The organism is Chitinophaga filiformis (assembly GCF_021646545.1).
Lineage (GTDB): Bacteria > Bacteroidota > Bacteroidia > Chitinophagales > Chitinophagaceae > Chitinophaga > Chitinophaga filiformis_A.
The window spans coordinates 321906-340243 of the sequence record NZ_JAKIRP010000006.1 but is presented as its reverse complement, the minus strand read 5'-3'; the positions used below and the strand labels follow the sequence as shown (position 1 = coordinate 340243).

Genomic DNA, 18338 nt, shown 5'->3' with positions numbered 1-18338 from the left:
TAACTTTGTGAAAACTATCGAACAAAAAAAATTGTAGTTATATGTATCCAGCAGAACTTGTACTGCCAATGAAGGCAGAGTTGACAGATAATGGTTTTGAAGAATTGCTGTCACCGGAAAAAGTAGATGAGACTTTAAAGAAAGAAGGAACTACACTGGTAATGATCAATTCAGTTTGTGGTTGCTCTGCAGGTACTGCTCGTCCGGGTGTTTTATTGGCTGTAGCGCATAGCCAGAAGAAACCCGACAGGTTAACGACCAGCTTCGCAGGATTTGATATGGCGGCTGTACAACAGATCCGTTCTCACCTGTTACCTTATCCTCCGTCTTCACCTGCGATCGCTTTATTTAAAGATGGTCAGCTGGTACACTTTATTGAGCGTCATATGATCGAAGGTCGTCCTGCACAGATGATTGCAGCAAACCTGGTTGATGCTTTCGAGCAATACTGCTAAAATTATCCGGATCGTAATTCTTTTTTCTGTTGTTATTATATTGTTTACACAATAGAAAAAGGGATTATGATTTGGAATTTGTGATTTTTACAGCTTACTTTGGTGGTTTGATTTTCCATTTGACTAATTCGGCTTTGTTCATAGGAAAATTCAGATCACCAATTTTTTTTGGCTATGTATCCTAATTTATATTACGCGTTTCACGACCTTTTCGGTTTAGACATCCCTTTACTTAAACTTCTGCAGACATTCGGTTTTTTTGTTGCCGTTGCTTTTCTGGCGGCTGCTTATGTATTGACAAGTGAGCTGAAAAGAAGAGAACAATTAGGCTGGCTTACAGGCGTACCTGAAAAAGTGATAACCGGTAAGCCGGTAAACATGACCGAAGTATTGATCCATGGTTTGCTGGGTTTTGTGTTAGGATACAAGATATTGGGATTAACCTTTGAATGGGCAGAAGCCTCCCAGGATCTGCAATCATATATATTATCCTCCCGCGGGAACCTGTTGGGGGGAATTGTATTGGGCGGTCTTTTTGCCTACCTCAAATACAGATCTGCCAAGAAACAGGAGCTACCCAAGCCGAAAGAAGAAACTGTGATGATCATGCCCCACCAGCGGGTACCCGATTTTACAGTCATGGCAGCTGTTGCTGGTCTGCTGGGCGCCAAGATCTTTCATAACCTTGAGAATTGGGGCGAGTTTGTACAGGACCCGATAGGCGCTTTGTTGTCTTTCAGTGGTCTGACATTCTACGGTGGACTTATCCTCGCATCTATAGTTATTATACGTTACGCTGCTAAAAAAGGTATCAATATCTGGCACCTGATAGACAGTGCGGCTCCGGGGCTTATGCTGGCCTATGGTGTAGGACGTATGGGCTGCCACTTTTCCGGAGATGGTGACTGGGGTATCTATAACAGTAGTTATATCACAGACGCTGCAGGTAAGGTACAGGCGGTGGATCCGTCAAAATTCCAGGAAGTTGTAAAGGCGAATGAACAGTTTTTCACCAGGCAATATGGAATGCTGGAGCACATACCTCATGCACCGTTTACTAAACCCGGTGGCTTGAGTTTCCTGCCAGACTGGTTCTTTGCCTATGGATATCCGCACAATGTGATCAACGAAGGCGTACAGATGGCCGGTTGCACCGGTAAGTACTGTAATGTACTGCCGATAGCCGTTTATCCCACTGCCCTGTATGAGATCATTGTTTGTCTCTTACTGTTCGCTGCATTATGGAGCCTGCGCAAAAAGATCACCGTTCCGGGTGTTATCTTTGGCATCTACCTGATAATGAATGGGGTAGAGCGTTTCTTCATCGAAAAGATCCGGGTAAACACGAAATATGACATCTTCGGATTTCATCCTACCCAGGCAGAAATAATATCTTCTTTAATGGTAATAGGTGGCGCCGCATTAGTATGGTATTGCCGTAAAATATATAAAGCAGCAAAACCAGTAGTCTGATCATGCAACGTCACCCGGTCCTGATACCGCTGTCACAGGAACACCAGCGTTTACTGTTCGTGTGCCGGTATCTCAAGAATGATGCAGCCGCATACGAAGGATTTCCGCTGGAAACCAATGCGAAGCTTGCCTACATTGTAAAAGTCTTCCAGGAAGTAATGGTCCCTCACATCCAAAAAGAAGAGTATCTTTTTGAAGTATGCACCGGCCGTCATCCTGAAATAGACGAAATAATTAAAGAACTAATACAGGAGCATCAGCAGATCTCCCGCATGTATAGCGCGCTCACCGAGAATACCGACCTGATTTCCGCGATGGACGTGCTGGCAAGAAGCCTGGAAGCGCACATAAGAAAGGAAGAAAGGGTATTCTTCGAGAAATTGCAGACGGAGCTTCCAGAGGTGCTTGAAGCTATTAACTGGACCTGAGTCCGATAATCATATAATTATCAAGGCATTGCTTTTTATGGGCAATGCCTTTTTTTATTACACCAGACTTGTAACGAAACTCATTTTCGTTCGTCTTTAGTAAGCATCTTCCTGTCACCTTTCTTGAACTTTTGCCAATCATCCCTGCCAGGATACCGCTTGTGTAAAACTATGTACTATGCAATGCACAATACCTACCTTTACACTGTAGTTGTTTAAGAAAGGTTCTGTACTAAGAACGGTTCTATAACGACAAAAGAATGAAAAGAAGCTTATAATAAATTTAAATCATCCTTATATGAAATCGACTACTACATTGTTGGCCTCTATTTTATTACTGTGCAGCATCAAAACCACCCAGGCGCAGACCATTGAGACAGCCAGAATTTCTGGCCGCGTTACACAGACAGGGAACAAACCTGTTGAATTTGCCACTATCACTTTATTAAAAGCAAAAGACTCCTCCCTGGTAAAAGGGGCTATTGCCGACATCAACGGTCAGTATGAATTCGAGCAGGTAAAACAGGGTAAGTACCTGATCGCAGCTGCGTATGTTGGTATGACCAAAGCGTTCAGCAAGCCTTTCGAAATCAAGGGAAGTGCACCTGTGACAATAGAGACACTTTCACTCGGAACAGATGCAAAGAATCTAAAGGAAGTGAATGTAACTGCTAAAAAGCCATTCGTGGAGCAAAGGGCCGATAAAATGGTGGTAAACGTTGAAGCCAGCATTATCGGTTCTGGTGGTACAGCCATGGATGTATTGGAAAAATCACCCGGCATTACCATAGATAAAGACGATAATATCAACCTCAAAAATAAGAGTGGTGTCATTATTATGATTGATGGCAAGCCCACTAACATGAGTTCCCAGGACGTTGCCCAGCTGCTGAAAAGTATGCCCAGTAGCAATATTGAGCAAATTGAATTGATCACTAATCCTTCCGCCAAATATGATGCAGCGGGCAACGCCGGGATCATCAACATCAAACTAAAGAAGAATAAAACGGTGGGCACTAACGGTAATGTATCAATATCCGGTGCTTATGGCCTGACGCCAAAATGGGGTGGTTCGCTGAACCTGAATCATCGCAATGAGAAGTTTAACCTCTTCGGATCTTATAACTATAACCACCGCGAGAATCAGCAGCATCTGGGTCTATACCGCACGGGTACTACCGATGGATTGTACACCGTATTCGATCAGCAGAATACCCGTCACAGGAAATCAGATTACCATGCTGTTAAAATTGGTGGCGATTATTTCATCAGTAAGAACCACACAATCGGCGTAATGGTAGATGCAAGCACCTGGAACTCCGACGAGCCGGCAGATGCCACCACCAAAATAGGAGGCAGGGAAACAATTGATTCATTATTGAAAACGCGCACCTTGTATGACGGACAGTCAAAAAGAATTGCATATAATGTTAACTACAGGGCGATACTGGATACAACCGGCAAAGAATTGAATGTGGACCTGGATTATGCACGCAACACGGATAAGCGCAATACAAATATTTATTCCACTATATGGGATCCGTCTGGTAAAACTTACAGGCATGGTGATACCTCCCGTAATGATCAGCCCAGCACGATCGATATAAAAACGATTAAAGCAGACTATGTACATCCATTGCCCCACCAGGCTAAATTCGAAGCAGGTTTTAAATTGAGTTTTGTAAAGACTGACAACAATGCAAAATTTGACTCGCTGCGCGGTGGAAACTGGGTATACGATAAGAACCGCTCTAACCACTTCCTTTATAAAGAGAACGTAAATGCAGCGTACATTAACTTCCAGAAACAGTTCAAAAAAGTAAGTGTACAGTTAGGTTTACGTGCGGAACAGAGTAATGTGGAAGGTAATTCACTTACCATCAACCAGGTGAATGATACCAGCTATTTTAATCTGTTTCCGAGTGTATTTGTTAGCTACGAAGCAGCAAAGAACCATCAGCTGGGGATCTCTTACAGCCGCCGTTTACAGCGACCTGATTACGGAGATCTGAATCCGTTTGAGATTTACCTGGACAGATATACCATTGTAGCAGGAAATCCTTATCTGAAACCATCTTATTCGAACAACATTGAGCTGACACATACATTTAAACATTTCCTGACCACTTCCGTTGGTTATACACATACAAAAGATAAGATCACGCAGATCGTTGAAGCGGACAAAGATGTGATCACGGGAGATACACTGACGCTTCGTTACAAATACCTGAACGTTGCAAAATCTGATATTCTCAACCTGAATATTTCTTTCCCGGTAACCATCACCAAATGGTGGAGCAGCTTTACCTATCTGTCAGCTTATTACAACAAGTTCCAGACTACGGTTGACGCACGCCTGGTAACTGTTTCCGGCGGCGGATTTATGGGACGTACCCAACAGACTTTTACTTTGCCTGCAGGCATTGGTGCTGAAGTAAGTGTCTTTTATCTTTCTCCGCAGGTTGCTGATGAAGGCCTGTTCAGAATGAAATCAATGGCCGCTGTTGACATGGGTGTATCCAAACAGATCCTGCACAAAAAGGGAAGTATTAAATTCAACGTAAGTGACGTTTTTAATATGCAGCGTTTCCGCGGAAGTTTTGAAAATGGTGGCCGTTACACAGCTGTAAGAAGCAAATGGGAAAGCCAGCAGTTCAGACTCTCCTTCAACTACCGCTTCGGAAACACCAGCATTAAAGCCGCACGCACCCGTAAAACCGGTCTGGAAGACGAACAGAACCGTGTGAAAGACGGAAACTGATATGACCTGTTTTTAGGTATATATAAGGATGGAACGGGACGTGACCTACTCTTAGGTTGCGTCCTTTCTTGAATTAGTAAGTGGTTGAAATTTATATAGTTGTGATGTTTTGAGCGTCTTTAGCCCCCTGTTTTTTCAAAAATGTTCCCCTTTACGTGCAACCTTTTTCTGAAATAATGTCTTTATTATGCAAGCATCAGCCAACAACTTGAACAATACTACCATAACAGACCACCTGGTATCCCGGTGTAAAAAGGGAGACATGCACGCATTCCGTGATCTATACAACGCATATTCAGGTGCAATGTATAACATCTGTTTGCGTATGACAGGGAGTCCGGCGGATGCTGAAGATACTTTGCAGGAGGCTTTTATGCAGATATTCAAAAACATTGAGCGCCTGGAGAATGCAGGTAGTGTAACAGCCTGGATCAAGCGGATAGTGGTAAATCACTGTCTGAGCCACCTGAGGAGAAAAAAAGTATACTTTGAAGAAGTGGACAATATAGACATAGAAGAAGATAGTGCGATCGTAGACGAAGATAATTTTGCATGGACGGTAGCAGCGATAAAAGAGGCTATACATGTTTTACCGCCTGGTTACCGTACCGTTTTGAACTTGTACATATTTGAAGAGTACTCACACAAAGAAATAGCGAACATGCTGGATATTTCTGAGTCAACGGTGAAAACACAGTACATGCGTGCGAAAGATAAAGTGAGACAGATAATAAAACAAAAAAAAGTAATACGCTGATGCCAGAAAGTAGTTTTGAAGATTTTGTCAGGCAACACCGTCAGGATTTTGAAGAGGCCGGACCTCATCCGAGAGTCTGGGCGCAGTTAGAACAACAGCTTGCCCCGGGTAAGAAAAGGAAAGTAATACAACTGATGGGCCGTCACTGGCTAAAGGCTGCGGCCGTGCTGGTGCTCATGGTAAATAGTGTCATGATCTATCAGTTTATTCAGATGAAGAAAGCGCAGCATCTGATGAATGTTTCGCCCGAAATGCAGGAAGCTAAAATGTATTACACTGCACAGATCGAACAGCGGTTGCAGACTATTAAAAGCTATCCTGATGCTGTGCTGGGACTGGACAGCATGGCCCGTAAAGAACTGGAACTGCGCAATGAAACGTATCAGGTACTCGAAGCCGAACTGATACAGAATCCGGGTAACGAAAGAATTAAAGCAGCGATGGTCCGCTACTATCAACTTAAACTGGACCTGCTGGATAAAATATTAGAAGAGCTGAGAGAAAAGCAGCCCGTAAGCAAAAAGCAATCTGATTATGAAAGAGAAATTTAGCATTCTGTTATTTTTATTGTTACCTATTCTTACCTATGGTATAAAAGGCGATAGTGAATTCAAAAAAGTCATTGTAAAGGAATTCGGTACAAATCCTGCTACAACCCTTGGTATATCTAATAAGTATGGTAAGATCATCGTGCATACATGGCAGAAGAATGAAGTAAAGGCAACCATTACAATCACCGGCTTTGGTAAGAGTGTGGAAGAAGCTACTTCAATTGTCAATATGGTGGATATTTCCATGAACAACAGTGGCAATAATGCAAGCCTGCAGACTGTATACAATCCTTCAGCTTCCGGGAACAGATGGTTTTCCTGGGGTAATAAAAAAGACTCAAAAGATTATGTGAACATAGACTATGAGTTATATGTTCCTGAAAGATTGGCAAGACTATCACTGGAGAACAATTTCGGAGATATCATCACTGATGTGCTGTCATTTCCAACATCGATCAACATGAACTATTGTAATTACGATATTAAAGAGGCGGAAAGAGCACTTGATATCCGTATGAATTATTGCGATCGCGGCCGCATAGGAAAAGCAGAATCAGTGAATATAAGAGCTAACTATTCCAATCTTAAAAGTGATGTAATTGCGTCGCTCGTGACCAGGTCAAACTATTGCGAGTATACACTGGGCACCGTAAATAGCCTGAATACTTCCGGTAATTACGATGAATATACCATCAACAAGGTAGGCTCCTTTAGCGGCAAGAACACATACACGAATTTTCGTATCACAGAAGTACAGACGGAGATCAGTTCAAAACTGGTGTACGGCGATTTCTCAGCGAAAACTTTAGGTACAGCATTTAAAAACGGAGAGTTCGAGCTTACCTATACAGATGTAAAGGTGGGCGTACCACAGCGCCTGGGACTGCACATAAAAGTACAGCTTAACCGCGGCGATGTGAATACAAGAGAACTTTCACTCAAGAACGTTGTCAACATTAAGAAAAACTCACAGCTAACATATACGGCTTCCACGTCCAACGCTGATGATAGATCTCCTTCCCTGAGTGTGAATGGAGTATACAGCGACATTGATTTTGAAAGCCATTGATACAATAAATTCCTTCGGTAAACAAGTAAACTCTCACCGCTAAATCTCATTTATGAAAACGTTACGTCTTAGCTGGTTACTGCCAGTACTATTGCTCTTTTCTGTATTCTCATTCTCTGCATTTACCATTGTTGGCAATAACGAAAGAGTGCGGGGGAGTGGAAATATTAAAGAAGAAGCCCGTTCAGAAGGACCTTTCAGAAGTATCAGGACTTCCGGCTCTTACAATGTATATATCACCCAGGGCGCTAAACACGATATAAAAATTGAAGCTGATGACAATCTGCTGCCTTTGATCATCACCAAGGTGAGCGGTAATGATCTTGAGATCTATACTAAAAAAGGATATGAGATCAAACCATCAAAGACCATCAATATCTATGTAACACTGGATCAGCTGGAAGAGCTGTCTTCGAGTGGAAGCGGAGGTTTCTATAGTAAAGGCAAACTCAAAGGCGGTAATATGAAATTTTCTTTCAGTGGCTCTACAAATACCGAACTGGACCTGAATGCTAATGATCTGAAGGTAGAAGTATCCGGTTCAAGCCATCTTAATCTGAAAGGAAATATTCCTGATACCAGGTACGATATATCCGGTTCTGCTGATGTGGAAGCGTTGGATCTGCAGTCTGCTAATGCCCGTATTTCAATCTCAGGTTCCGGCAAGCTCGATATCGCCGTTGAAAAGAAACTGGATCTGAGTGTATCCGGAATGGGTAAGGTGCGTTATAAAGGCTCTCCTGTTATCAACCAGTCCTCTTCCGGTATGGCAAAGATATCTAAAGTAGAATAAACGCAGTTGTTGGCTGCTTACAACGCAGCCGGTTATCGGAAGGCATTCCGTTAACACACCCCGGGTCTCGTCCCGGGGTTTTTTTATAACTCCGCAGTATTGGTTTATATTTGTCTCCCTTAAGCCATTAACGATATAAAATTATTTATCATGCCGTCCTTTGATATTGTTAGCAAAGTGGATACCCAGACACTTGATAATGCGGTAAATACCGTAAAAAAGGAGATTACCAACAGGTTCGACTTCAAAGATTCCCATGTGAACATGGAATTGAACAAAAAAGACCTGTCCTTAAACGTGGAAGTGGAAAGCGAAATGAAGCTGACGCAGGTAATAGATGTACTGATAAGCCGTACAATGCGCCAGGGGCTCGATGCCAACATTTATGACCTGAGCAAGGAACCATATCAGAGCGGAAAAGTGGTAAAAAAAGAGATTCCGGTAAGAAACGGGATCAAACAGGAAGATGCCAAAAAAATTGTAAAGCTGATAAAGGACTCCGGCATTAAGGTGCAGGCTGCCATTATGGACGACATAGTTAGGGTGACAGGTAAGAAAATTGATGATTTACAGGAGGTTATACAAAAGACCAAGGAAGCGAACTTAGGCATTCCATTACAGTACACGAATATGAAGAGCTAAAATATTTAGTCTTTTCTTGTTGTTTTTGAAATAATTATTTTACCTTTGCACCCTGTCTAATAATATTGGTTGAAACCAAGCATGGCATTCATCATGCATCAGAGGAATGAATATGCGGGGTTGCATCTGGTAACAAAAAGAAAATTTAAATTCAGATGAAACAGGGAATCCATCCAGAAAATTACAGATTTGTAATATTCAAAGATATGTCTAACGGACACACTTTTTTAAGCCGTTCTACCGCTCCTTCCAAAGAAACAATCAAATGGGAAGATGGTAACGAGTATCCGTTAATTAAACTGGAAATTTCCAATACTTCTCACCCTTTCTATACCGGGAAAAACGTATTGGTGGATACAGCGGGTCGTATCGACAAATTCAACAAGCGTTACGCTAAGAAAGCCTAAAAAGGCCTTTAAAATAATTTTATTAATCCCATCGGCATTTCCGGTGGGATTTTTTATTTTTATCCCCTATGGAGCGGAATTACATTCTTTTTGACACGCCTGCACGAGAGTTGTTATATCCCTTCACTCATACAAGACCGGTTGCAGCCTGCCGCATAGGTATCCTGACCATCCGGGAAAAATGGGAATACTGGCTGAATGCCGGTATCAGCCATCTTACCGTTCCCCACTTACAAAAGAAATATCCACTTAAAAAAGACAATACAGTATCTGCAGTCCTGATCCATGGTCATGTATTGCCGGATGCAGCGCTGGTACAGGCTATCCGGGAGCTGCAACCCGGACAGGAATTGCATAAAGACAATGAGCTGATCGCAAAAGTTACGCCCGGAAACGACCTGGATGCAGAACCTGTAGAACGAAAAGAGTATCTTGGTGCGGTTTCGCGGATCAGGATGCCCTGGGACTTCTTTTTACTGAATGACAAGGCCATCCGCAGTGACTTTGAGCTGTTGACAGGAGGGCGCGTATCTGCTCCGATCAGTGATACCAACAAGGTGACTGCGCCTGAGCGGATCTTCCTGGAAGAAGGCGCCATTGTAGAGCATAGCATCCTCAACGCCAGCACCGGGCCTATATATGTGGGCAGAAATGCAGAAATAATGGAAGGCTGTCTCATCAGAGGAGCGCTGGCACTGGGTGAAAAAGCAGTGCTGAAGATGGGAAGTAAGGTATATGGGGCAACGACCCTGGGACCGGGAAGTGTAGGAGGGGGAGAGATCAAGAATGTGGTGATGTTCGGGCATTCCAATAAGGGACATGACGGGTACCTGGGAGATGCTGTGATCGGAGAATGGTGCAATCTTGGGGCAAATGCCACCTGTTCTAATCTGAAGAACAATGCCAGTACGGTGAAAGTATGGATAGAGGCTTATAACAGGACTGAGCCGGCTGGTCTGAAATGCGGATTGCTGATGGGAGATTACAGCCGTTGTGGCATTGGTTCAATGTTGAATACAGGAACGGTTATTGGCGTATCCTGCAATATCTTCGGCGGAAGCCTGCCTCCTAAGTTCATTCCTTCTTTTTCGTGGGGTGGGGCTGACGGATTAGAGCCTTACCGCCTGGAACAGGCATTGAGGGATGCCGGTATGTGGATGCAGTTTAAAGGGCAGCAAATGGAAGAAACCGACAGGGGAGTATTCGAAGCGCTTTATACAATTTTACGTGATTAATACTTTTTAAAATCAATATAGCGATAGACATGAGAAAAAAAATCGTTGCTGGAAACTGGAAAATGAACCTGACCCTGAGCCAGGCAGAACAGCTGATCAATGACATTTTGCAGGCTGGCCTGCGATTGAAGGATGGACAGGAAGTGGTATTGGCCACCCCTTTTCCGTATCTGTTGAAAGCAAAGTCATTGTTGAAAAACACACCAGGTTTTTACCTGGGAGCGCAGAACAGCGCATCTGAAAAATCAGGCGCGTATACCGGTGAGGTATCTGCCGAGATGTTACAGTCTGTAGGTGTTGATTACGTAATACTGGGACACTCTGAAAGAAGGGAATATTTCCAGGAAAGTAATGCTACCCTCGCTAAAAAGATCGATCTGGCCCTTGCCAATGGCCTGAAACCTATATTCTGCTGCGGTGAGCCATTGGAAGTAAGAAAAGCTGAAACACAGAATGAATATGTAGCAAAACAACTGGAAGAAAGCCTGTTCCATTTAACAGAAGAACAGTTAAAGAATATTGTGATTGCTTATGAGCCAATCTGGGCAATTGGTACCGGCTTGACTGCCAGCGCAGCTCAGGCACAGGACATGCACGCTTTCATCAGAGCACAGATAGCTGGTAAATATGGCAGAGAAGCCGCATTACGGACTACCATCCTGTATGGTGGCAGCGCGAAACCTTCCAACGCAGAAGAACTGTTCGCATGTCCTGACGTAGATGGTGGACTGATTGGCGGCGCTTCTCTTGTAGCTGCTGATTTCACTGCCATTATTCAGAAGCTTGGATAATTGTAAAAGAATATCTCATTATAGAGCAAGCAGCCCGCCACAAGCGGGCTGCTTTTTTATTGGAATGAACTGGAAACGTATATAGGACGACGTATGCCATTCAGTTTCAGGTGAATATATTTCAGAGCAAAAAAATTAGTATTTAATGCTAAAAAAATTAGTATTTCCGGAAATGTTCCCTATATTTGTATTGTCAATATTCAAATAACCAGTACATCTTAAGTTTAAAACTTACTTGGTTATGCATACAAATAACAACATTGCATTTGAACAGGAAACATTGTATGATTACTTGTTGGTAGTAAGTCCCGGCACTAACATTACCAATGATGTAACAGCATTGAAAAAATTAGTTGCCCAGGAATTGGGAATGTATGGCAGTCGCTTTTCCAAGGCGCATATCAGCCTTTTCAGATCTGTATTTCCTGAAAGATTCCAGGACGATTTTGTTCATCTGCTGGATGATATAGCAAAGAAACAATCAGGCTTCACTTTATATACCTCAAAGTTTGACCATTTTGAACACGGTCCTGATAAACGTACTATTTATATTAATGTAGCTAATCCCAAACCCCTTGCTGAGCTGCATAAAAAAATCCTGCAGGAGTTTGATATAAAGCCAGGATCATTCAAGCCGCATATCACTATAGCGAGAGCTATCAGTACACCTGAATTCGATAAAGTATATGATCACTTTTACAACCAGGTTTTCGTACGTAGTTTTCAATGCAAGAGCTTTTCATTACTGCGTAAGCCTGCCACTGGCGGTAGCTATGAGCTTGTGAAGGAATTTGTATTTGGAGATGAGGCGGTTCAGCAGGATGCTACGCTGTTTAATTACGCTGCATAAGTTTGTATCCGCAGATAGAGCAGTGTAAGCTGTATTATTTGCAGAGAGCTGAGCGTCGGTGTGATCATTATCATCTGCAAAAGCTGTACGTAGTTTAAGTTGCGTGAGCCATGCGAACTGCATGAGCTATATGGTTTATTAACTGTAGCGTCCACGTAATTTTAGCTAAAAGCTGCATGGCTTATATGATCCGAATAATCTGCATGATTGCAGAGTCTATATTATGAGCTATAAAGGCTTGTCTTGGCTGAACCCGGCAACCGCATAATAATGCGCAGCTTGCATCCCTGACGGTTGACAGCATAGTCTTTGTGATCATTAACTATATGGTTCGATATACTGCGTAAGCTGTCTTGTAAACCTCATAAATGCATATTGAATGGTCCGTATTGGAAATTTTATGGATTACCAGATAATGTAATTCTGCACTATACTATATAATTAAATACCCGGTGGCCCGTATTTGTCATGGATTCAGATATTGTAATCTCGCACCATCGACTAAATGAATACATACTTCGTGGTCCGTATCTGTAACCTGATGAATCACCAGACAGTGTGATCCTATATAATAGGCTAGTACATAAATGCATACTACGTGGGCCCTGGCTGTAAACTATGTTACAGTTAGCGTATACGTGCACTATAAATGACATAATAACCTAGGCTGTGTTATCTGTAATCTGATAGTACGTAAGAAACTGCCGGTTAACATAGACAGCTGAATCCGCATAAACAATATAATATTATACATAAAGTTCTTTTCTTAGTGGCTTTTATCCCATGTTTGTTAACCCATTTTCATTTAGATTTAATTTTTCCTTTTACACGGCTGTTTGTAGATTTGGGTAATACAATTACTCATCCTTCATCACCGCGTTATATGGAAAAAATACATAAGCAGATCCTGGTAAAAGGGAAAGTCCAGGGAGTGTATTTCAGAGCCAGTACGAAACACACAGCAGATGATCTTGGTATTTCAGGGGAAGTAAGGAATTTACCTGATGGCAATGTACTGATTACTGCAGAAGGAGAGGAGAATAAGATGGAAGCATTTATAGCCTGGTGCAGACAGGGACCACCTTTTGCTAAAGTTACTGAACTGATTATCACTGTTGCCCCTTTACAGGATTACAAAGGGTTTGATGTAGTGCATTGAAATCTGTTAGTTCTATTATTGTTTAACAACTTTTATATATAGGTATTTGTTTACAGATGCTTACTGTAGCTGCAAATAATTGTTATATCAGCAAATATTTGCTGCGGTTGCAAGTGCGCGGAAGTTTATGATATTAGCAGGTGCCTGTCGCATCTGAGAAGGTATATTTCCAACGTAATATCCTTACATTTTTGTTAGCATTTTCCCTCAAACAAATTACCATGCAAAAGGGCAGTCCTGTGGGTTCACAGGGCTGCCCTTTTGTATATTACTTATATCATCACTTCATTGCACCTGGCCGTTGAGCGGATTATTCCAGGCGGCTTTAGTACTGGTCACTCCTATGCTTAATACAATCACTTCAATGCGATCTTGCCGTTGAAAGACTTATCCAAAGCAGCTTTAGGCACGATGATAGTAATGGTGTTAATAGCAAAATAAGGGACAGATACTTTCAAAAACCCATCAAATGGTCCCGACTTACTGCCATAGGAGTTTTTAACAATAAAAAACTCTTTTCCTTTCGCAGTCTTTCCAATACCTGTTATATGCATCAGATGATCATCCTGTGTTATTAAGCCGTCAAATAACTGCTGGCGTTCATCCTGTGAATATTTCTTTTCTTCAAGATCCGGATTGATAACGCTGCCACGTGTCAGTGAATCTGCTACAGGACGCAACGCGTATCCTTTGCCCACCATGAAACCCCGGTTGCTCACATCCGTATCCCACAGCACAGTATAACCCTTTTCCACCGCACCTCTGGTGATATTGATCAGTTCATTGACAGGCACGTTGTAGTACGCCCCATTGGAGAAATTGTCAGGCACATCCAGTATAAAAGAACTATAGAAGGGGTGATGCGTAAAGGACGTAAGGCTGACATAGTCGTCAGGATTGAACTTTATCACCTCTTTGGCAAATGCTTTCGGCGTATAGTTCCTTCCATTATAGTTAAAATTGGCCGGTGGTGTACCCAGATGCTTGTCCATGATGGCGGTGAAGCCTGTTTCCCAGTTCGCAGGAATCGGCTTAGGAAGCTTTAAAACGCTGTCCAGGTAACTTTTCATCTCAGACACCATCTCGGCATGATCATGCGAAGTACGGCCGTCTTTCAACCCATTATACACGTTTTCGGGAACAATACCGTAGACCTCTACCGCATGGAGTACGTCATGTCCCAGGCCTCCTTCATCAAAACGGGCAAATCCCTGTCGGTGGATGTAGTTCTCTGCCTTTTCAAGGTATATATTACGCACGGTGAACATTTCAGAGAGATCGAGCGATGGCTGGCCTTTGTGGAGGCAGTCCGATTCGATCATAGAAGTGGCGGAAAAACACCAGCAGGTACCGGTATTCGCCTGGTCTTTCACAGATGTTACGGGATTATTCCTGATGACCCGGATCTCCTGGAGGGATTTTGTTTCCTGGGCGCGGGCTTGTAAGCAAAGGAATAAGGCTGATAATACTAGATATGATCTCATATAAAAAGAGGTTTGCTCCCTAAAGATAAGGGCTAAAGGCATAAAAAAAGCGCTACTGCTGTATGAACGGCAGTAGCGCGTAGAATGACGGAAAAAGTAGGCTTATTTCTCGTTAATATTAATACTCAGGTTGTCGCCCTTACCTGTAATGGTGGCCTCGTCGGCTTTACCCAGTACATCTGCATATTTCTTTAATACATCGTCTGACTGCTTCACACCGTTAATACTGAGGACGCCGCCCTTTTTTTCTATTGTGAATCCTGCGTCTACGTCGATGAGTTTATCTTCGGCCATTCTCCTGACCATATTTTTGTACTTATCTGATATCTTTTTGTCGACGGTTACATGCTTGTCATCTAGCCTTATTTCCTCGCGGGCATTAGCACCTTGGGAGACGGAGATCTCTTTCCTGATATTTTTCTGCGCCTGTTTCATTTCTTCTTTTGCCCGGGCTATTTCTTTTCTGGCATTCTCCATGGCCTCTTTATATTCCTTGCTGTTCATGGCCGCTCCGGCTTCTGCCATACTCTTTTTAATGATATCGTCGAGATCAATGTTGGCCATCGCTGCTTTAGCGCTTTCCATACCAATGCGTACGCTTTCTTCAATGACCTTTGGATCGATCAGCGTGTCAGGCATGTTTTTCAGGCTGGTTTTAACTTCATCATTGATCTTCTTCCAGTCTACATTCTTCATCGCAGTGGATACTTCTTCGTTGATCTTTTTCCAGTCTACATTCTTCATCGCAGTGGATACTTCTTCATTGATCTTTTTCCAGTCAATGTTCTTCATAGCATTGGAAACCTCAGTATTGATCTGGTTCCAGTCTATGTTTTTCATCGCTTCCTCGGCAGCAGCCATGCCCTGTTGTGCAGCCTTCATGGCAGCTTCTTTTTGAGCCTGGGTTTTATTGTTTCCAGGTATGGTGTCTGTGAAAAGATGCACCATCCTGGCGGCGTGTGCAATGGCCGGCACTGCTATAGCAGGCGCTATGGGAGCGTTGGCAACATCGGCAACGTCTTCTTTTGCAACAGGCTTTTTGTTATCGCCCTGCTCTTCTTTTTTATTGGAAGGATTGAGCCATGCAATAGACACCAGTCCTACTGCGATGATCATTACAGCCAATAACTTTTGTGTATAATTAATATTTTTAGTTTTCATTTCCATGATGCGTTTGATGCGGTGAAATAAATGTTGTTTGTTGTCTGCCGCCGCCATGGCCAGTGCATTGACTGTTAACCGGTATTCTTCCAATGCTACCAGGGCTTTGGCGTAATGTAGCGGTTGCACCTGATTTGTAAGTACAAGATCATCGCAACAATGTTCCCTTTCAAGGCGGATGTTCTTTGATATCCACCATACGAAAGGATTAAAAAACAGGATGGTTTCAACAATGGATTGGAAAATATTCAGTAGATAATCATTGCGTTTGATATGTGCCAGTTCATGCAACAGAATAGCTTCCAGCTGTTCTGCCGTCAGGTTGTTGAACATGGCTACGGGTAATAAGATGACAGGTTTGACGAACCCGATCATCACCGGCACCTGGATGTACTGTGATATCAACAGTTTCACCCGGCGGGGGATCTTCAACTGGGCAGCAAGTTTCTGCAGATGCTTTTCCCATGCTTCGTCAATGGGAAGTACCTGTTTCTTCTTTATCTGCTGCAATTGTAACAGGTCCAGTGTCAGCTTGATGGTCATGACGGCAACCCCGGCCACGTAAATGGCTACTAATATCGGGAACCACATTTCCAGACCAGGGAACAGGCCTGTAAGCTCTGCCTGGCTTTTATAAATAACCGGAACCTCCACAGATGCCGAAGGCCTTATGCCGGTTTCTATCATTAAATAAGCCGCCTGGTGCACTCTTTTTACGGCTTCTATCTGTAGCCACAGTGTTATGGAGAACCATGTAAAAATGCCTGCCAGAGAGATATAAGACAGGTTGTATTTTATACTGGAACTTGCCTGGGGCCAGAGCAGCAAGACGATCCGCAGACAGGCAAAGATGAAAAATGCCTGCCAGAATGAGTGTAGGAGGGCCCAGCCGAAAGCCTGGATCAGGTCTGCGGTGAAAGGAAGTTGTGCAATCATGATTTACAGATTAGACGCGCGTGGACGCAGGTTTACTTTTTCTGTTGCTGCTCTATCTCATTCAGATATTGTTTGATCTTATCCAGTTCTTCCTGTGAAGAACGGTGGTTACCCAATGCCTGTAATACAAGCTGTGAGGCAGAACCATTAAACACCGTATCTATCATCTTATTGAGTAGTTGCTGCTGTGTGCTCTCCCGGGAAATGGCAGCTTCATACACATGGGTCTTGCTGCTGGTGTCCCGTGTTAACAACCCTTTTTCATGCATGATCTGCATAAGTTTAAGGGTGGTAGTATAACCGGCGTCTTTGCTTTTCTCCAGTATTTCATGCACATCCCTTACAGTACCGGAACCTTTCTCCCATAATATCCCAAGGATCTCCAGCTCACTTTCCGTCGGCCTGCTATTTTTGGCGGTACTCATTTTATTTCCAATGATTATTGATCTACGAATATTTTCGTAACAAATGTACGATAGTTTTCGTAATTGCCAAATCCGGGGAAGGATTTTTTTAAGGAAGGGTGGAGAGCGGTGATAATCAGGGGTAAATGGGGGAACAAAAAAAACAGGCATGTTGCCATCTGCATGAAATCGTTCAGCAAAGATGGACAACGATGCCTGTATCAATATGACTACTTAGAACTTACTGGCTTTGAGGCCAACATTAACGGACGGGCCGCTTGCATTTGCCGTCAGTAATGATTGTCACATCAGAACTTACCGGCTTTGAGGCCAACATTGATGGACGGGCCGCCCAGCTTGCCGTCAGTAATGCCTGTTGTATTGGAACCGGCAACATAACGGTAGGAAGCACCTATGTCCAGACGCAGGAATTTGGTGATGTTCAGCTCAACGTTCGCATATGGCTCAGCTACGAAGAAACCATGGTTGTCATACGTGTGGTCATGGTCAAACTCATCACCCTCCCACCAGTCCTTATTTCTCCTGCCTGCGGCACCACCGCCGATCAAAGCACCTGCTGTCCAGTGTATCAGCTTATCGGAATTATGAATGTACTCTGCTACAAAACCTGTATACCAGAGGTTCAGATATTCCTTCTCGCCATTGGTATTCACCGTCGGCATGTCTACATTGTTTACCAGGGAATAGGCGCCTGCTCCGAGCATGATCTTGCCGTTCAATAATACACCACCATATCCGCCGGTCAACAATCCAAATTTACCATCAATGGGTGTAAATTTAGCAGCAGGCGCGCCGTATGCTCCAATAGTTGTTTTTTTACCGCTTTTTGAAGAGAATAATGTTTCGGTTGTGGCATGCTGTGCCCAGGCCTGCTGTGCAGCTAGCACCAGCAGCGCTGATAAAATCTTTTTCATAAAAAGTCCCTTGAAATTGTTTTGAGTGTAGCTGGCTAAAGCGTGTT

The 18338-nt window shown here is 43.2% G+C and carries 18 protein-coding genes; 14 read left to right on the top strand and 4 right to left on the bottom strand.

The window, feature by feature from the left end; all coding sequences use genetic code 11:
• Window positions 1-41 precede the first annotated feature (41 nt).
• The 14 genes from L3C95_RS17670 to L3C95_RS17605 all read left to right on the top strand — a co-directional run bounded on the left by L3C95_RS17670 (window position 42) and on the right by L3C95_RS17605 (window position 13371).
• A complete protein-coding gene (locus L3C95_RS17670; protein ID WP_149697223.1) occupies window positions 42-455 on the top strand; it encodes a BrxA/BrxB family bacilliredoxin in 414 nt (137 codons plus the stop codon).
• Between the two features lie 174 nt (window positions 456-629).
• Window positions 630-1928, top strand: coding sequence for a prolipoprotein diacylglyceryl transferase (locus L3C95_RS17665; protein WP_236389479.1), 1299 nt, complete (start codon window positions 630-632; stop codon window positions 1926-1928).
• Window positions 1929-1930: 2 nt separating this feature from the next.
• Window positions 1931-2356: a hemerythrin domain-containing protein gene (locus tag L3C95_RS17660; protein WP_236389478.1), complete on the top strand. Its 426-nt coding sequence runs from the start codon at window positions 1931-1933 to the stop codon at window positions 2354-2356.
• Between the two features lie 298 nt (window positions 2357-2654).
• Window positions 2655-5117: an outer membrane beta-barrel family protein gene (locus tag L3C95_RS17655; RefSeq protein ID WP_236389477.1), complete on the top strand. Its 2463-nt coding sequence runs from the start codon at window positions 2655-2657 to the stop codon at window positions 5115-5117.
• Between the two features lie 187 nt (window positions 5118-5304).
• Window positions 5305-5874, top strand: a complete 570-nt coding sequence (locus L3C95_RS17650) for an RNA polymerase sigma factor (protein WP_262915884.1) — start codon at window positions 5305-5307, stop codon at window positions 5872-5874.
• The gene (locus L3C95_RS17645) at window positions 5874-6425 is read left to right on the top strand and encodes a hypothetical protein (protein ID WP_236389474.1); all 552 of its coding nucleotides are present in this window, start codon (window positions 5874-5876) and stop codon (window positions 6423-6425) included. The genes L3C95_RS17650 and L3C95_RS17645 overlap by 1 nt, the downstream gene beginning before the upstream one ends.
• Window positions 6409-7494, top strand: a complete 1086-nt coding sequence (locus tag L3C95_RS17640; protein ID WP_236389472.1) for a hypothetical protein — start codon at window positions 6409-6411, stop codon at window positions 7492-7494. The genes L3C95_RS17645 and L3C95_RS17640 overlap by 17 nt, the downstream gene beginning before the upstream one ends.
• Window positions 7495-7546: 52 nt before the next feature.
• Complete coding sequence (locus tag L3C95_RS17635; protein ID WP_236389471.1) at window positions 7547-8287, top strand: head GIN domain-containing protein; 741 nt, start codon at window positions 7547-7549, stop codon at window positions 8285-8287.
• Between the two features lie 150 nt (window positions 8288-8437).
• Window positions 8438-8929, top strand: coding sequence for a YajQ family cyclic di-GMP-binding protein (locus L3C95_RS17630; RefSeq protein ID WP_236389470.1), 492 nt, complete (start codon window positions 8438-8440; stop codon window positions 8927-8929).
• A 155-nt stretch (window positions 8930-9084) separates the two neighbouring features.
• Window positions 9085-9336, top strand: a complete 252-nt coding sequence (locus L3C95_RS17625; RefSeq protein ID WP_199652510.1) for a type B 50S ribosomal protein L31 — start codon at window positions 9085-9087, stop codon at window positions 9334-9336.
• Window positions 9337-9404: 68 nt separating this feature from the next.
• Window positions 9405-10571 (top strand): putative sugar nucleotidyl transferase, encoded by a 1167-nt coding sequence (locus L3C95_RS17620; RefSeq protein ID WP_236389469.1) that lies wholly within the window; start codon window positions 9405-9407, stop codon window positions 10569-10571.
• Between the two features lie 29 nt (window positions 10572-10600).
• Window positions 10601-11362, top strand: a complete 762-nt coding sequence (gene tpiA, locus L3C95_RS17615; protein ID WP_236389468.1) for a triose-phosphate isomerase — start codon at window positions 10601-10603, stop codon at window positions 11360-11362.
• 241 nt (window positions 11363-11603) lie between these two features.
• Entirely contained in the window at window positions 11604-12212 is a 609-nt protein-coding gene (locus tag L3C95_RS17610; RefSeq protein WP_236389467.1) for a 2'-5' RNA ligase family protein, read from the top strand.
• 883 nt (window positions 12213-13095) lie between these two features.
• Window positions 13096-13371 (top strand): acylphosphatase, encoded by a 276-nt coding sequence (locus L3C95_RS17605; protein WP_236389465.1) that lies wholly within the window; start codon window positions 13096-13098, stop codon window positions 13369-13371.
• A gap of 356 nt (window positions 13372-13727) precedes the next feature.
• On the opposite strand, the gene L3C95_RS17600 is transcribed toward L3C95_RS17605, so the two are convergent.
• From L3C95_RS17600 to L3C95_RS17585, 4 genes are all read right to left on the bottom strand, one after another.
• Complete coding sequence (locus tag L3C95_RS17600; RefSeq protein WP_236389463.1) at window positions 13728-14855, bottom strand: C1 family peptidase; 1128 nt, start codon at window positions 14853-14855, stop codon at window positions 13728-13730.
• A 102-nt stretch (window positions 14856-14957) separates the two neighbouring features.
• Window positions 14958-16952 carry a M56 family metallopeptidase gene (locus L3C95_RS17595; protein ID WP_236389461.1) on the bottom strand — a complete coding sequence of 665 codons (1995 nt, stop codon included), beginning with the start codon at window positions 16950-16952 and terminating at the stop codon, window positions 14958-14960.
• Window positions 16953-16984: 32 nt separating this feature from the next.
• A complete protein-coding gene (locus tag L3C95_RS17590) occupies window positions 16985-17377 on the bottom strand; it encodes a BlaI/MecI/CopY family transcriptional regulator (protein WP_236389459.1) in 393 nt (130 codons plus the stop codon).
• A 287-nt stretch (window positions 17378-17664) separates the two neighbouring features.
• A complete protein-coding gene (locus tag L3C95_RS17585) occupies window positions 17665-18291 on the bottom strand; it encodes a hypothetical protein (RefSeq protein ID WP_236389457.1) in 627 nt (208 codons plus the stop codon).
• Between the last annotated feature and the right edge of the window lie 47 nt (window positions 18292-18338).

Excerpts from the sequence above, each read along its gene's own strand:
- L3C95_RS17670 (WP_149697223.1), top strand. The coding sequence starts at position 42 with ATGTATCCAGCAGAACTTGTACTGCCAATGAAGGCAGAGTTGACAGAT.
- L3C95_RS17665 (WP_236389479.1), top strand. The coding sequence starts at position 630 with ATGTATCCTAATTTATATTACGCGTTTCACGACCTTTTCGGTTTAGAC.
- L3C95_RS17605 (WP_236389465.1), top strand. The coding sequence starts at position 13,096 with ATGGAAAAAATACATAAGCAGATCCTGGTAAAAGGGAAAGTCCAGGGA.
- L3C95_RS17660 (WP_236389478.1), top strand. The coding sequence starts at position 1,931 with ATGCAACGTCACCCGGTCCTGATACCGCTGTCACAGGAACACCAGCGT.
- L3C95_RS17650 (WP_262915884.1), top strand. The coding sequence starts at position 5,305 with ATGCAAGCATCAGCCAACAACTTGAACAATACTACCATAACAGACCAC.
- L3C95_RS17655 (WP_236389477.1), top strand. The coding sequence starts at position 2,655 with ATGAAATCGACTACTACATTGTTGGCCTCTATTTTATTACTGTGCAGC.
- L3C95_RS17620 (WP_236389469.1), top strand. The coding sequence starts at position 9,405 with ATGGAGCGGAATTACATTCTTTTTGACACGCCTGCACGAGAGTTGTTA.
- L3C95_RS17600 (WP_236389463.1), bottom strand. The coding sequence starts at position 14,855 with ATGAGATCATATCTAGTATTATCAGCCTTATTCCTTTGCTTACAAGCC.
- L3C95_RS17635 (WP_236389471.1), top strand. The coding sequence starts at position 7,547 with ATGAAAACGTTACGTCTTAGCTGGTTACTGCCAGTACTATTGCTCTTT.
- L3C95_RS17595 (WP_236389461.1), bottom strand. The coding sequence starts at position 16,952 with ATGATTGCACAACTTCCTTTCACCGCAGACCTGATCCAGGCTTTCGGC.
- L3C95_RS17640 (WP_236389472.1), top strand. The coding sequence starts at position 6,409 with ATGAAAGAGAAATTTAGCATTCTGTTATTTTTATTGTTACCTATTCTT.
- L3C95_RS17610 (WP_236389467.1), top strand. The coding sequence starts at position 11,604 with ATGCATACAAATAACAACATTGCATTTGAACAGGAAACATTGTATGAT.
- tpiA (WP_236389468.1), top strand. The coding sequence starts at position 10,601 with ATGAGAAAAAAAATCGTTGCTGGAAACTGGAAAATGAACCTGACCCTG.
- L3C95_RS17625 (WP_199652510.1), top strand. The coding sequence starts at position 9,085 with ATGAAACAGGGAATCCATCCAGAAAATTACAGATTTGTAATATTCAAA.
- L3C95_RS17645 (WP_236389474.1), top strand. The coding sequence starts at position 5,874 with ATGCCAGAAAGTAGTTTTGAAGATTTTGTCAGGCAACACCGTCAGGAT.
- L3C95_RS17585 (WP_236389457.1), bottom strand. The coding sequence starts at position 18,291 with ATGAAAAAGATTTTATCAGCGCTGCTGGTGCTAGCTGCACAGCAGGCC.
- L3C95_RS17630 (WP_236389470.1), top strand. The coding sequence starts at position 8,438 with ATGCCGTCCTTTGATATTGTTAGCAAAGTGGATACCCAGACACTTGAT.
- L3C95_RS17590 (WP_236389459.1), bottom strand. The coding sequence starts at position 17,377 with ATGAGTACCGCCAAAAATAGCAGGCCGACGGAAAGTGAGCTGGAGATC.